Genomic DNA, 14,794 nt, shown 5'->3' on the forward strand with positions numbered 1-14,794 from the left:
CTCACTAACCTCTTGTTCCGCCTGCTTTCGCTGACGCCGTGTCAGTGGATGCGCATTATAGAGCCTTAAAAAAATCATGCAAGCGTTTATTGCAATTTTATTTCTGTTTGTGTTTTTTTTACCCATGCCGTATTGAAAACAAACTGATCCTATACAAATTTTACAAACTTTCTTTATTATTATTTATTATGTCAGTTATGAGATGTTTGCTTTAGGTTAACTTTTTAAGATGGATTTTTCATATGCCTTTTACTTTCGCGCACCCAGCAATTGTTTTACCTTTTAATAAAAAGCCTCAATTTTTTTCCATGACAGCCTTAATTATAGGTAGCATGTCCCCTGACTTTGAATATTTTCTTAGAATGAAAATAAAAAGTGATATGAGCCATACTTTATTTGGTATTGTTTATTTTGATCTGCCAATAACATTAATGGTTGCTTTTATCTTTCATTCCATTATTCGTAATGAACTAATCAAAAATTTGCCTCATTTCTTTTATAAACGATTTGCTCATTATCTTACTTTTAATTGGAATCAGTATTGCTTACATCATTGGTTTATTGTTTTGACATCAGCCGTAATAGGCATATTGTCTCATATTTGTTGGGACAGTTTTACTCACTTAACGGGTTTTGTAGTAAAACACATTCCTTTTTTACAACAGACAATTTCCCTAAAAAATATTGATATTCCTATCTACCAATTACTACAGCATGGCAGTACTTTGGTCGGAATGAGTTTAATATGCCTCTTTATTCTTAGATTACCGATCATGACTGATAAAAGGAATACGGTTAGTTTTCTATATTGGGGTTTGCTGATGATGATCGTTATAAGTGGTTTCTCTCTTTTTTTCGCCAATACTATCCATACTTTTGGTCAAAATGTGGTGAACTTTATTGATGCACTATTTTTAGGATTAATATTAGCACCAATTGTCATGAGAATTATACGGCGTTTATTTTAAACACCGTAATAGAATAGTATTGTTTTAGAACGTTATGATTCTGCTTTTATTTTATTAGGTAAATCCGCCAAACTATCGATTACCCAATCGGCTTGAGCAACGACTTCTTCAGTGATTGGGTCGCCCGTTTTCACTAAAACGGTTTTTTTGACCCCAGCCCTTTTACCTGATAATAGATCTGAAAGCTTATCGCCCACCATATAGGAATTAGCAATATCAATGCCTAACTCTTTCGCTGCGGTTTGAATCATACCGGGACTTGGTTTTCGGCATTCACAATGATCGACTAGTGGATCATGCGGACAATAATAGATACCATCTAAGTCAACACCTCTGTCTTGTAACGACCAATCCATCCATTCAGTTAAAGTATGAAATTGCTCTTCAGAAAATTTGTTTCTGGCAATTCCAGACTGATTGGTGGTAATAACTAATAAGAAACCCATTTTTTTGAGCTCTTGCATTGCCTCAATAACTCCGTCAATAAAGTGGAATTTATCAATTGTGTGCACATAGTTATAATCGATGTTTATTGTACCATCACGATCTAAAAAAATAGCAGGCTTCATATTTACTCATTTTCCTTTTATTTAGGTATTTATCCTAATTTGCATAATATATTATTGATTGACTTAGATGTCTAGACGTCTTAATATTCAACTATTCGCATTTTGCTTTTATATATTATGATACAATTACAACATATTTCGAAAACTTTTGAACATAATAATACGTTAATCCACGCATTAAAGGATATTACTATTAATGTACCCAAAGGTAAAATTTATGGGGTTATCGGTAAATCAGGCGCTGGAAAAAGTACATTGATTCGCTGTGTCAATCTGTTAGAAAAGCCAACAAGTGGTAAAATTTTTTTAGATAATCAAGAGATAACCAATTTATCTAATCGACAATTAATTCCTGTTCGTCGAAAAATCAGCATGATTTTTCAACATTTTAATCTTCTCTCATCACGTACCGTATTTGATAATATTGCTTTTCCTCTTGAACTTAATCGGACACCCAAAGCTAAGATTAAGCAAAAAGTCGATGAACTAATCGCGTTAGTTGGTTTGACTGAAAAAGCAAATGTCTATCCAGCCAATTTATCTGGTGGACAAAAGCAACGTGTTGCTATTGCACGAGCCTTGGCAAGTGACCCAAAAGTATTATTGTGTGATGAAGCTACCAGTGCCCTTGATCCAGAAACAACGCGTTCGATTTTAACTTTATTAAAAGAAATCAACCAGAAACTTGAATTAACAATCTTATTAATTACCCATGAAATGGATGTCGTTAAACAGATTTGCGATCAAGTTGCCGTTATTAGCAATGGAGAGTTAATTGAACAATCATCAGTAGGTGAAATGTTTTCCCATGCTAAAACCGATATTGCCCGTCAATTTATTCAATCCACTTTACATTTAAACATTCCTGATGACTATTTAACTAAGCTATCAAAAAAGTATAGAGAAGGACTTAATCCCCTAGTACGCCTAGAGTTTTCAGGTGTTTCGGTTGATTTACCGCTGTTATCGCAAATTGCTCAACAATTCAATATCGAAAGCAATATTATTAGCGCTCAGATGGATTACGCCGGTGGCGTTAAATTTGGTTTAATGCTAGCGGAAATGAAGGGAGAGACGAAAAGTATTGAATCCGCAATTGAATTTTTAGAAAAAAATAACACCAACGTAGAGGTGCTTGGTTATGTTTAGTTTTATTCCTTCTTTTAAACCTTTCGAAACCTTATTTCGATATTTAGCACACTACAATTTTTGGGGTGATTTTGTCGCTTTTTGCTCTTCTTTTAATGGTTTTAATGAAGCCATGTTATTTAAAATGGCACAAGCAACTGATGAAACACTTTATATGGTTATCTTATCTGGATTTTGGGGAACCGTTATTGGATTACCGATTGGTATACTACTTTATACCACTCGTAAAGGACAAATTTTAGATTGTTATATCGCTAATAGTGTTATTTCATTTATAACGAATATATTTCGTTCAATACCTTTTATTATATTGATTGTTTGGATTATTCCTTTTACAACTTTCTTAATGGGAACGTTTATTGGTAAACAAGCTGCTGTTGTGCCACTAAGTATAGGTGTTTCGCCATTAATCGCTCGCATGATTGAAAATGCATTATTAGATGTTCCAAAAGGTTTGATTGAAGCAGCTCGCTCAATGGGCGCAACGCCCTTTCAAATCATTTATAAAGTCTTATTACCTGAATCCTTACCGGTCATTGTTAATAGTATGACAATTACTTTAATTACGCTAACGGGTTATATTGCCATGGCAGGCGCTGTTGGTGCAGGTGGTCTTGGTCAATTGGCAATTCAATATGGTTACAATGGATACAAGCCTGCTATAATGAATACAGTTTTAGTTATCTTAATCATTATTGTATTTATTATTCAGTTTATAGGAAATGCCATTGTAAAACGCGTAACTCATCATTAAATTTGGAGAAACTTATGTCAATTAAACAGCTAGCATTAATTACCACCTTAGTAAGTGCCTTTTTTTTAACGGGTTGTGATAATAGTAAACAAACAGTATCGGAAAATAACAATTTAAATCAATCAGATAATATGACTACACTTAAAGTCGGTGTTATTTCAGGGCCCGAACAAGAAGTAGCCGAAGTGGTAAAACAACAAGCTAAGGATCTTTATCATTTAGATGTTGAGTTGGTTATTTTCAATGATTATGTCACCCCTAATCAAGCATTAAATGATGGATTAATTGACGTTAATGCCTTCCAACATAAACCTTATTTAGATGAGCAAATGAAAGAGCGTGGTTACAAATTAGCTGTTGTCGGTAATTCATTTGTTTACCCAATTGCAAGTTATTCTCATAAGCTTAAACCAATCGACAATGCTACGCCAACGGGTGAAGGCGTGAAAGTGACATCTCCGCGTGGCGAAACTTTCTTTATTCCAGCTAACTCAACCATTGCGATTCCAAATGATCCAACTAATTTAGGTCGTGCACTACTGTTATTACAACATCAAGGATTAATTACCGTTGATAAATCAAAAGGTTTATTACCGACAGTTTTAGATATCACCAGTAATCCTAATAATTATAAAATTGTTGAGCTTGAAGCACCTATGTTGCCACGCTCTTTAGACGATGCACAAGTTGACCTTGCTATTATCAATAATGCATTTGCCGGACAAGCAAATTTAACGCCAAGTAAAGATGGCATTTTTGTTGAAGATAAAGAATCCCCTTACGTTAATATTATCGTTGCCCGTGAAGCCGATAAAGATAACGAGAATATCAAAAATTTTGTGAAAGCTTACCAAACTGATGCTGTAGCGCAAAAGGCAGATCAAATTTTTAATGGTGGTGCTATTCGTGGTTGGTAATAACTTACCAAAAACATTAATAAATCAAAATTCCGCCGATTTAAGGTCGGCGGAAACAATTAAAGACAAAATAAATAGAGTTATTGAGTGAGATACTGCAGACCATACATTAACTTAGTAGAGCATAGTTAAGATCATGACCTGGCATATAGACCCCATTGGTATTATACATTCCCCTTATAGCGAAAAATTTGCTGTACCCAGACAACCGAATTTAGTTCCTGCTGGACATGGAGAACTTCATTTATTGGCACCTTATAACGATCCTAATAGTGTTAAAGGATTAGAACAGTTTTCACATTTATGGTTGCTATTTCAATTCCACCATATAGATCAGAACAAGTGGCGCTTAACCGTTCGTCCTCCTCGTTTAGGTGGAAATAAAACGTTAGGCGTATTTGCAACTCGTTCCCCATTTAGACCCAATCATATCGGGCTTTCAGCAGTAGAATTAAAAGACATAGTCATTAAAAATAAACAAGTTATTTTAAAATTAGGAAGTTTAGATTTAGTTGATGGCACACCTATAATCGATATAAAACCCTATCTACCTTATTGTGATAGTTATCCAGATGCCACTGCTGGCTATGCACAAACGTCTCCAGAAAAAAAATTACACGTCGTGTTTTCAGATGAAGCTCAACGTTTTTTAGCATCGCAAAAACAGAATTATCCAGAGTTAGCAGATTTAATTGCTCAAGTCATTTCACAAGATCCTAGACCTGCTTATAAACAAAATAACATCGATGAACAAACATATGGATTAACGCTATACCATTTTAACATAAAATGGAAAATCAAAAATGAATGCGCAATGGTCGGCGATATCGAGGTTATCTAAAAAATTTACTTAACTGAAAAGTAAATAATTTTCTTTTTCCAATAGGATAAAATAGTTTTGTAAATTTTCTTAACAAAATTATGGCAAAAAATTAATAAAAAAGGTTGGTGTATTTATACGATTCTGATACATTATGTACGGGTTTAATTCCCTATATTTCACTTTGCCACTAAAATTAGTTAATAATCTTAGTGGTATTTTTATGCCTAAAAATCAATGGATATTTGTTTTGTGTTTGCTTCGCATTTCAGTGATATCTATCTCATCAAATATATAATGTTTACCACAATAATCACAAAGAATATCAATCTTTCCACCATCCTCTTTGAGGATTTCATCAATTTCATTTTGCGGTATTGTTGCTAAACTATCCTCAAAACGTTGCCGAGAACAACCACATTTAAATGTAACATTCTCAGTTTCAAACAATCGAACTTGTTCTTGATTATAAAGGCGATATAAAATTTCATCACTGGTGAGTTTAAATAATTCATCGTTCGTGATTGTTTCGGTTAAAGCGCATAGATGATCAAAAGAATCTTCAGTATTTTCATTAGCTGGTAACACTTGCAATAATATGCCGGCAGCCATTGGTTTATTATTGTAAGCACCTGTTTTAACGAATAATCTAGTTGGCAACTGTTCAGACTGCATGAAGTAATTTTCAATACATCCTATTAGCGTCTCTTTTTCAAGTCCGACAATACCTTGATAGCGTTCTCCATTTTTGGGCGTAATGGTAATTACAATATAGCCATTACCCACCATATCTTTCAATGACGCATTATCAGCAATATCTCCATTAACTCGAGCAATCCCACGTAATTGTAGAAGATGATTGCCATTAACAACCGCTAAACGCAGAGGACCATCACCTTGTAATTGAACCGCAATATCGCCTTCAAATTTTAAGGTTGCGGTTAATAAACTCGTCGCAACCAGTAATTCACCCAATAAATTTTGTACTGCTATAGGATAATTATGGTTATCTAAAATTGCTTGGTAAGTTTGTTCTAAACGAGTTATTTCACCACGAACAGGGTGATTATCAAAGATAAATCGATTTAAAGTATCCATATCAATTATTGTCGCCTTGTTGTCTATCATATTTAAATTTTATTAAGTTACGCCGCTCTTTTTTATCCGGCTTTCTATCAGGATGTGGCATGGTTAATGCATTAAGCTTGCGTGCTTCAGCAATTTTTTCGCGTTTATCAATGCTCTCTTGTGTTTCTTGATAAAGTAATTGAGCTTCTTGCGCTGATCTCCGTTGTCCATTAATCGCCAAAATTTTAATTGTTTTTTGATCTGAACCTTGACGAAGAGTCAAAATTGCACCGACTTCCACCAATTTACTCGGTTTAGTTCGTTGACCATTATAGTGGACTTTTCCCCCCTCAACCATTTCACGAGCAAGTGAACGCGTTTTATAAAATCGGGCAGCCCACAACCATTTATCTAGTCTGATTTGATCCATTTCACTCTCATATTAATTAATCAAAAACGTCATTTAAACACGAACAGGAGTTTTAGCATTTTAATAATATATAAGGCTAACTAAACCAATATCAATTGTCTGATTGAAGAAAATGATTGATCGCATTGACTTGTATTGTGCCAGCTAAACTAAATGGTGCAATTTTACCAACTAAATTAGCGGTATAATTAGTTGACTCGGGATCGTAATTAACTAATTTCCAATCTTTTAATAAAGAACTTGGGATATTAGCAGCACCTAATTGAAAAGAGGTAAATTCTGTTTGATTAGCATTAAGCTTTGCTTTTATTTCAACAATACCCTTGTTAATTAAACTACTAAAGTTTAATAATGCATGCTGTTGTGAATCATATTTTAAGGTCAAATCTGGATAATTAATCTCAATTCCATTAATAGATCCTCTTTCAGCTTTAAAAAATAGGTTTCCGGCATCAAATCCTAAATATTTATCTTTGACTATAACAATATCTGAGCCCAGTGCTTCAAAATTAGTAAAAGCAAATGGATAGTTAGCATCAACATTAATTAATAGACTTGGTAAAATCGATAATTGAGTAATTTCAATCCGACTAAATTGTGTTGGTAATACTAATTGCTCTAAATGTTGAGGTAATTGATAAATGACACTAGCTATCGTGACTTGTTCTAACTGTAAAGTATTACCGTGCCAGCTACCTGTAATATTTACATTACCTTTATTCCAAGTGGCTATCGCTTTTTCAATCTCAATATTATTATCATTAAGATTGAGTTGAAGTAATACTGAGGAAAATAGATTATCTAACCATACAACATTATCGGCATTGAAAACAAGAGAGCTTTCATCAAAATACCATCCATTATCAAAACGAATATTTTTGACTTCAAGATTCCCTTTTTCAACGAGAAAAGAGGGTAGCTGTATACTACTTTCAAATATCGACAATTGTCGTAAAGAGAATTTCGGTAAATAGGAAATATATTTTTCCCAAAAATCGTCTGTTTCAGATTGTAGATGAATATTGCTTAATTTAAGTTGTTCAATATCCCAACTTTTATCAGCTAATATCTTTAACTTACTTACAAAAAATCCATTTTCAATATTCCCACCTAAATTGGTTAAGTAGGTAATATTATCATGGTGAAATCCTTGAACGATTACTGATTTTATAGCAACCTCATTGATCAATACTTCGTTAGAAGTGAAATCAAACTGGGCATTATTTAAACCTGATGAAGAATAAGATTTAATTCCGCCATTTACCTGTTTAAATAGAATTTTATCTTCATTATTATTTATTGAAACAGTAACGGTAGAATTAATGAATTTTAACGTATCAGTCGAAAAATCATAATGTTTAATTTTGCTATCAGCCAATATTCCATCAATCACAGTAACATAGCTAAAATGATTGAATTGCCACAGTTCATGTTTATCTAACCCTATAACCATTTTAGGAATATTAGCTATCTGCTGCTGACCATCGCTGATGACAACATCATCCAAGACAATTTCATAAACATTTGAAAAAGAATGGTGAACATGCCCAATTGAGATAGTATAGGGACTTAATTTTGATAATTGCTCACTTACAAATTTTGCCCCAAACGCCGTCTGTACTACAAAATAAGAGAGTAACACTAACAACCAAGCAATTGCTAAAAGAGTAAGTAAGTAGAATCGTATCCGTCGCATAAATGAATAAAATTGTTATAATAAGCCGTTCACAATGACATTACGATAAACGATTTTAAATGAAATAGCATCTTATTTTAGTATAAATGATTTGTCGTTAAGTCAGTTTTACAGTTAATATATAGAAATACACAATCATATCTTTGAAATACCAAATGGAATCGATCACTCTTCCTTTATTTAAAGTAAGATGAGGGATTGTTTTTATTTAATTTAAATAAAGCGGGAGACACACAAATGAAACAAATCCCAATGACAGTAAAGGGAGCTGAATTATTACGTGCTGAACTTGAAGAGCTGAAAAATGTTAAAAGACCTCAAATTACAGCAGCGATAGCCGAAGCGAGAGCACACGGTGATTTAAAAGAAAATGCAGAGTATCATGCAGCAAGAGAACAACAAGGTTTTTGTGAAGGACGTATTCAAGAAATTGAAGGAAAGTTATCACAAGCACAAATTATAGACATTACCAAAGTCAAAAACACTGGCAGAATTATTTTTGGTGCTACCGTCACTGTTATCAATGTGGATACTGATGAAGAAACCACTTATCGAATTGTGGGTGATGATGAAGCTGACTATCGACAAAATCTCATTTCGGTTAATTCCCCTATTGCCAGAGGATTAATTGGTAAAGAAGATGGTGACACAGTACAAATCAAAACACCTGGTGGCGATGTAGAGTTTGATATTGTTAAAGTAGAATATATTTAAAGGGTGAATTCTACTTGGTCATTTGATAATGATAAACAGGGCGAATACCCTGTTTATTAATCGTATTATTTAGGTAAAGTGATTTTTTTCTCTTCACTTGGTCTAAAAATGGTAAAAATAGAACCAACTTGTTGTACTGCAAGGGCATGCGTTTCACGTATGATAGCCTCACAAATAAGTTTTTTTGTCTCTCTATCTTCAGCAGATACCTTGATCTTAATTAACTCATGAAAGTTTAACGCATTTTCAATCTCTGCAAGCACACCTTCAGTAAACCCATTAGCGCCGATCATGACAATCGGTTTTAAATGATGAGCTTCACCTTTTAAATACTGTTTTTGTTTATTTGATAAATTCATTATTTTTTTATCACATTAAGTTGCAATTTTGTTATTCTACCCTTATATATATTTGTAATCAATTGAAGTGAACTCTTTACTATAAGGATTTATTCCCTGTGAGTAACAAAAAACGCTCAGCAAGCTCGACTCGTTGGCTTAATGAACATTTTAATGATCGCTTTGTGCAACAAGCACAAAAAAAAGGTTTACGATCGCGAGCATGGTTCAAATTAGAAGAAATTCAAAAAAGTGACAAATTATTTAAACCCGGCATAACCGTTGTTGATCTAGGCGCAGCGCCTGGTGGATGGTCACAATATGTGGCGTCTGTTATTGGTAGCAAAGGACGAATTATCGCTTGCGATTTATTACCGATGGATCCGATTGTCGGTGTTGATTTTCTACAAGGTGATTTCCGAGACGAAGCCGTGCTTAAAGCATTACTTGACCGTGTTGGTGAAGAAAAAGTACAAGTCGTCATGTCAGATATGGCTCCTAACATGAGTGGTCAACCTGCTGTTGATATTCCCAGAGCAATGTATTTAGTTGAACTTGCTTTAGATATGTGTCGAGATGTCCTTGCCCCAAATGGCAATTTTATTGTCAAAGTATTTCAAGGTGAGGGATTTGAAGATTATTTAAAACAAGTTAGATCGATGTTTAAAACTGTCAAAATTCGCAAACCTGAAGCATCCAGATCGCGATCGAGAGAAGTTTATATCGTTGCAATGGGTATGAAGTAGCCAGTAGCACAATTTTGTAGTACCATTACTTCCTAATTTTAGTCGTAACTGTTAATTTTTATGAGAGGTTTTTCTTTTGAACGACATGGTAAAGAATTTACTGATCTGGGGAATTATTGCCGTAGTATTGATAGCTGTATTTAATCAATTCAGCTCAATATCAAATAGCGGTCCTCAAATCAATTATACTCAATTTAATTCCGATATCACCAGTGGTAAAATCCAAGAAGTGCATATTAATGGACGCGAAATTATTGCCACGACAAAAGATAATCGTAACTATGTAACTTACATCCCTTATTTTGATGAAAAATTAATGGATGACTTAGTTTTAAATAAAGTTGCCGTTTATGGTAGTCCAGATGAAAAACCAAGTTTGTTAGCAAGTATTTTAATCTCTTGGTTCCCCATTATTTTATTAATCGGATTTTGGATCTTTGTCATGCGCCAAATGCAAGGCGGTGGTAAAGGCGGACCAATGTCGGTGGGTAAAAGTAAAGCTCGGATGTTAGCGCCAGATCAAGTAAAAACTAAATTTACCGATGTCGCAGGCAGTGAAGAAGCCAAGCAAGAAGTAACAGAAGTAGTCGATTTTTTACGTGATCCGGGGAAATATCAAAAATTAGGTGGACGCATACCAAAAGGTATTTTGATGGTTGGACCACCGGGTACAGGTAAAACATTATTAGCTAGAGCGATTGCCGGTGAAGCCAATGTGCCTTTCTTTAGTATTTCAGGCTCCGACTTTGTTGAAATGTTTGTTGGTGTTGGCGCATCACGGGTACGTGATCTCTTTGAACAAGCCCGTAAACATTCACCTTGTATTATCTTTATTGATGAAATTGATGCTGTTGGTCGCAAACGTGGAGCGGGTTCAATGGGCGGTCATGACGAACGCGAACAAACCCTAAACCAAATGTTAGTTGAAATGGATGGTTTTGAAGCTAACAGTGGCATTATTATGATTGCAGCAACAAACCGTGCTGATATTCTCGATCCTGCATTACTTCGTCCAGGTCGTTTTGACCGTCAAGTTCAAATTGATTTACCTGACTTAAAAAGTCGTGAGCAAATTCTGGCAGTACATGTACGTAAAGTGCCGTTAGGGTCTGATGTTAATCTAGCAGTATTAGCCCGCGGAACACCAAATTATTCGGGTGCTCAATTAGCTAATTTAGTTAACGAAGCAGCGCTATTTGCCGCTCGCCGTAATAAACGTTTAGTCACGATGGATGAGTTTGAAGAAGCCAAAGATAAAATCGATATGGGTACTCAACGTCGTTCATTATCCATGACAAAAGAGCAATTAACCAATACGGCTTATCATGAAGCGGGACACGCAATTGTGGGTTATTTAATGCCAGATCATGATCCGCTCCATAAAGTCACGATTATTCCTCGTGGAGGGGCGTTAGGTGTCGCCTTCTTCTTACCGGAAGGTGATCAAATTAGTCAAACTCGTACTCAGTTAGAATCAAAAATTTCAACAGCTTATGCAGGACGTATTGCCGAAGGCTTAATTTATGGCGAAGATAAAATTACCTCTGGTGCTTCAAGTGATATACGATACGCTTCAAATGTAGCCAGAGCAATGGTGACACAATGGGGCTTCTCAGATCGTTTACCACCTGCATTGTTTGAATATGAAGAGTCTTCTTATGGAGTCATGAAGAAAATATCTGATGGTACAGCTAAAATTATTGATGAAGAAGTTGATGCAATCCTGCAACGAAACTATCAACGAGCTAAAACAACACTAACTGAAAATATTGATATTCTTCATGCAATGAAAGATGCTTTACTCAAATATGAAACAATTGATAAAAAACAGATTGATGAACTGATGAATCGCCAGCCAGTCACGCCACCAGAGGGTTGGACAGCCAGTGATGAAAAAGCAGCACAAGAAGTTCCAAATGAAGGTCGTGATACACCACCTGAATCGGATAATTAATCTGTTTTAATTTCTATAACGCGCTACGGCGCGTTTTTTATCGGATAATTCAGATAAATTTGAAATAAACACAGGTAACAAGCTTGAATGATTTTGCTATTGCTTAGCTTATAACTAAGTTTAACGATAGCAAAATTAAGTTTAAGATGACTTAAATAAGGCATAATCATGGAAATTCGTTTCAACAATCAAATTATGGATCTCTCTTTTCCTCAAGTAATGGGTATCGTAAACATGACGCCGGATTCGTTTTCTGATGGCGGTAATTATAACAATCTTGATGATGCCATGCGTCGAGTTGATAATATGATACAAGCAGGCGCAACATTTATTGATATAGGCGGCGAATCAACACGCCCTGGTGCAGCCATCGTATCTGTTGAAGAAGAGCTCGATAGAGTGGTGCCTTTAGTTGAAAAAGTGGCTCGCTATTTTGATGTTTGGATTTCTGTTGATACCTCTAAACCTCAAGTCATGACAGAGTCAGCAAAAGCAGGAGCCCACTTAATTAATGATATTCGTGCATTAACAGAGTCTGGTGCAGTCGAAGCCGCAGCCCAAACAGAATTACCAGTTTGCATTATGCATATGCAAGGCGATCCTCAAACCATGCAAAATGCGCCACATTATCAGCAAGACATCTATCATGAAGTCGATCAATTTTTTGCCCAACATATCAATCGTTGCATCAATGCAGGGATTGAGCGAGAAAAAATTATTCTTGATCCAGGTTTTGGCTTTGGTAAAACATTAGCACACAATTATCGATTACTAGCAACACTTGAAAAGTTTCATCACTTTCATTTACCGCTATTAGTTGGTATGTCTCGAAAATCCATGATTGGACAAGTATTAAATGTTCCGCCTAAAGAACGTATGTTAGGTAGTGTTTCTTGTGCAGTAATTGCAGCGATGAAGGGTGCACAGATTATTCGAGTTCATGATGTAAAAGAAACCTTTGATGCACTGCGAATTGTACAAGCCACTTTAGCTGAACAGGAATAAACGGGGTTTAACTTCAACAAAATAAGCTGTTATTTTGTTAAAAAGGGAATTTTTAGACAAATAAGATAAAAATCCCTTTTTGTTTTATTCTTAAGAATTTTCAACTTTTGGTATTACTGTTTCTAATAATCATTAAACAATAACAACACTTAAAAACATCACTAAACCGACATAATTATTATTTTGAAAAGCTTTGAAGCATCGAGTTCTATCACGATCGTTTATCAACCATTGTTGATAAAGAAACAGTAACGACATGATCGATATTCCACTATAATAAATAAAAGACAAATGATTACTAAGACCAATAATTATCAAGCAAATCACCGTTATTATCTGTAAAATGCCAATTATCAATTTATCATAGTGCCCAAACAAAACAGCCGTTGATTTAATGCCAATTTTGATATCATCATTGCGATCAACCATGGCATATTCCGTATCATAAGCAACTGTCCAACAAATATTTGCCAAACACAATAACCAACAGGTTAACGGGAACTGTTCAATTGTGGCCGCATAGACCATTGGAATGCTCCAACTAAATGCAATCCCTAATACTATTTGCGGAAAGTAGGTATAACGCTTCATAAACGGGTAAATCATTGCAGTTAACAATGCACAGCCAGCAATCATCCACGATAAAGCATTTAAAAAGAATAATAAACAAGCAGCCATTAACAACAATATCAATAATGTCCATAAAGCATTTTTTGCGGTTAAAACACCTTTCGCTAACGGACGGTGTTGCGTTCGCTCCACATGCGCATCAAAATGGCGATCGGCATAATCATTTACCACACATCCTGCCGCTCGCATCACAACAACACCCAGTACAAAGATAACAACAAGTTCAACGGGCGGATGAGGATTGGCAAGCCAAATTGCCGTTATAGTTGGCCAAAGCAATAGCAAGATTCCAATTGGTTTATCTAACCGCATAAGTTGTAAATAAGCTAACATATCTGATTTCTATCTTATATAACAATAGGGGAATTATACCTTTTCCTTCAAAAACTGTAACGCTCTCAATAATTGAGTCAAATTAATTGCTACTATTAACAAACAGGCTCATTGAAGCATCTCTAAATATTGTTCTGCAATAACGGCAAGAGCAGCATAAAATGGACTAATTTGATTCTGTTTTAATTGATTTAAATAATAAGTAGACCACGTAAATAAATGCTCATTTAATAATTGATTTGCTGTTTGTGGCTGATTTTTTTCCAGCAGTAATGCAAATGCCATTAACATTAATCCAAACTGATCTTCAGGCTCATTCATACCAGTAGACAGCATTAACCCTTGTTGCTGTAAAAATTCACGATAACGTTCTTGTGATTCCCCCATTAATAACTTTTCTTGATCCAAATAGACCGATCCCCAAGGGGGTGCAAGCATTTCACCTTGTCCTTCAAATAACAATGAAAATTGATAATCAAGATCTTGATGGGATAATTCTGCCGCCAATCTTTGACATTGCTGGCAAATTAATTTGGGATTTTGCCAATTAGCCAGCTGATCGATATGGAGTAAAGCCTCAATCAACGGTTTGACGGTTTCACTTCGAGAAGAATAGTAAAAAAATGCCCCAATGATTTTTGCTAAGGTGGCAGTAGTTAGATTATCCAATCTTATCTCTCTTATTCATTATAAAATGACTTAA

General features: G+C 35.0%; 16 protein-coding genes. 9 read left to right on the forward strand and 7 right to left on the reverse strand.

Translation table 11 applies throughout. The annotated features are described in order from the left end of the window. Positions 1-242 precede the first annotated feature (242 nt). Positions 243-968 (forward strand): DUF4184 family protein, encoded by a 726-nt coding sequence (locus J3U35_RS07630; RefSeq protein ID WP_267360577.1) that lies wholly within the window; start codon positions 243-245, stop codon positions 966-968. Positions 969-1,000: 32 nt separating this feature from the next. On the opposite strand, the gene gmhB is transcribed toward J3U35_RS07630, so the two are convergent. Further along, positions 1,001-1,537 carry a D-glycero-beta-D-manno-heptose 1,7-bisphosphate 7-phosphatase gene (gmhB, locus tag J3U35_RS07635; RefSeq protein WP_220216046.1) on the reverse strand — a complete coding sequence of 179 codons (537 nt, stop codon included), beginning with the start codon at positions 1,535-1,537 and terminating at the stop codon, positions 1,001-1,003. 117 nt (positions 1,538-1,654) lie between these two features. Here gmhB and metN point away from each other — a divergent pair, with 117 nt between their 5' ends. The 4 genes from metN to tsaA all read left to right on the forward strand — a co-directional run bounded on the left by metN (position 1,655) and on the right by tsaA (position 5,198). Further along, entirely contained in the window at positions 1,655-2,686 is a 1,032-nt protein-coding gene (metN, locus tag J3U35_RS07640; RefSeq protein WP_220216047.1) for a methionine ABC transporter ATP-binding protein MetN, read from the forward strand. A gap of 112 nt (positions 2,687-2,798) precedes the next feature. Then, complete coding sequence (locus J3U35_RS07645) at positions 2,799-3,440, forward strand: methionine ABC transporter permease (protein ID WP_370632183.1); 642 nt, start codon at positions 2,799-2,801, stop codon at positions 3,438-3,440. Between the two features lie 14 nt (positions 3,441-3,454). Next, positions 3,455-4,357, forward strand: a complete 903-nt coding sequence (metQ, locus tag J3U35_RS07650) for a methionine ABC transporter substrate-binding lipoprotein MetQ (protein WP_267360579.1) — start codon at positions 3,455-3,457, stop codon at positions 4,355-4,357. Positions 4,358-4,490: 133 nt separating this feature from the next. Continuing rightward, complete coding sequence (tsaA, locus tag J3U35_RS07655) at positions 4,491-5,198, forward strand: tRNA (N6-threonylcarbamoyladenosine(37)-N6)-methyltransferase TrmO (RefSeq protein WP_416380691.1); 708 nt, start codon at positions 4,491-4,493, stop codon at positions 5,196-5,198. 213 nt (positions 5,199-5,411) lie between these two features. Here tsaA and hslO read toward each other — a convergent pair whose 3' ends face one another. The 3 genes from hslO to J3U35_RS07670 all read right to left on the reverse strand — a co-directional run bounded on the left by hslO (position 5,412) and on the right by J3U35_RS07670 (position 8,371). Beyond that, positions 5,412-6,275, reverse strand: coding sequence for an Hsp33 family molecular chaperone HslO (gene hslO, locus J3U35_RS07660; RefSeq protein WP_267360583.1), 864 nt, complete (start codon positions 6,273-6,275; stop codon positions 5,412-5,414). Position 6,276: 1 nt separating this feature from the next. Next, positions 6,277-6,675: a ribosome-associated heat shock protein Hsp15 gene (gene hslR / locus J3U35_RS07665; RefSeq protein WP_065559639.1), complete on the reverse strand. Its 399-nt coding sequence runs from the start codon at positions 6,673-6,675 to the stop codon at positions 6,277-6,279. A gap of 91 nt (positions 6,676-6,766) precedes the next feature. Next, a complete protein-coding gene (locus J3U35_RS07670; RefSeq protein ID WP_267360584.1) occupies positions 6,767-8,371 on the reverse strand; it encodes a hypothetical protein in 1,605 nt (534 codons plus the stop codon). 237 nt (positions 8,372-8,608) lie between these two features. On the opposite strand from J3U35_RS07670, the gene greA reads away from it, so the two are divergent. Further along, positions 8,609-9,085: a transcription elongation factor GreA gene (gene greA / locus J3U35_RS07675; protein WP_065559646.1), complete on the forward strand. Its 477-nt coding sequence runs from the start codon at positions 8,609-8,611 to the stop codon at positions 9,083-9,085. Positions 9,086-9,150: 65 nt separating this feature from the next. On the opposite strand, the gene yhbY is transcribed toward greA, so the two are convergent. Next, complete coding sequence (gene yhbY, locus J3U35_RS07680) at positions 9,151-9,444, reverse strand: ribosome assembly RNA-binding protein YhbY (RefSeq protein WP_065559637.1); 294 nt, start codon at positions 9,442-9,444, stop codon at positions 9,151-9,153. A gap of 98 nt (positions 9,445-9,542) precedes the next feature. Here yhbY and rlmE point away from each other — a divergent pair, with 98 nt between their 5' ends. The 3 genes from rlmE to folP all read left to right on the forward strand — a co-directional run bounded on the left by rlmE (position 9,543) and on the right by folP (position 13,128). Further along, positions 9,543-10,169, forward strand: a complete 627-nt coding sequence (gene rlmE / locus J3U35_RS07685) for a 23S rRNA (uridine(2552)-2'-O)-methyltransferase RlmE (protein ID WP_267360587.1) — start codon at positions 9,543-9,545, stop codon at positions 10,167-10,169. An 85-nt stretch (positions 10,170-10,254) separates the two neighbouring features. Further along, positions 10,255-12,123: an ATP-dependent zinc metalloprotease FtsH gene (gene ftsH, locus J3U35_RS07690; protein ID WP_267351154.1), complete on the forward strand. Its 1,869-nt coding sequence runs from the start codon at positions 10,255-10,257 to the stop codon at positions 12,121-12,123. 168 nt (positions 12,124-12,291) lie between these two features. Continuing rightward, positions 12,292-13,128, forward strand: a complete 837-nt coding sequence (gene folP / locus J3U35_RS07695) for a dihydropteroate synthase (protein ID WP_267360589.1) — start codon at positions 12,292-12,294, stop codon at positions 13,126-13,128. Positions 13,129-13,260: 132 nt separating this feature from the next. On the opposite strand, the gene ubiA is transcribed toward folP, so the two are convergent. Next, positions 13,261-14,091 carry a 4-hydroxybenzoate octaprenyltransferase gene (ubiA, locus tag J3U35_RS07700; protein ID WP_267360591.1) on the reverse strand — a complete coding sequence of 277 codons (831 nt, stop codon included), beginning with the start codon at positions 14,089-14,091 and terminating at the stop codon, positions 13,261-13,263. 108 nt (positions 14,092-14,199) lie between these two features. After that, complete coding sequence (locus tag J3U35_RS07705) at positions 14,200-14,760, reverse strand: TorD/DmsD family molecular chaperone (RefSeq protein ID WP_267360593.1); 561 nt, start codon at positions 14,758-14,760, stop codon at positions 14,200-14,202. Positions 14,761-14,794: the final 34 nt, after the last annotated feature.

The sequence above is a fragment of the Gilliamella sp. B2717 genome, assembly GCF_026536675.1.
Taxonomy (GTDB): Bacteria; Pseudomonadota; Gammaproteobacteria; order Enterobacterales; family Orbaceae; genus Gilliamella; species Gilliamella apicola_I.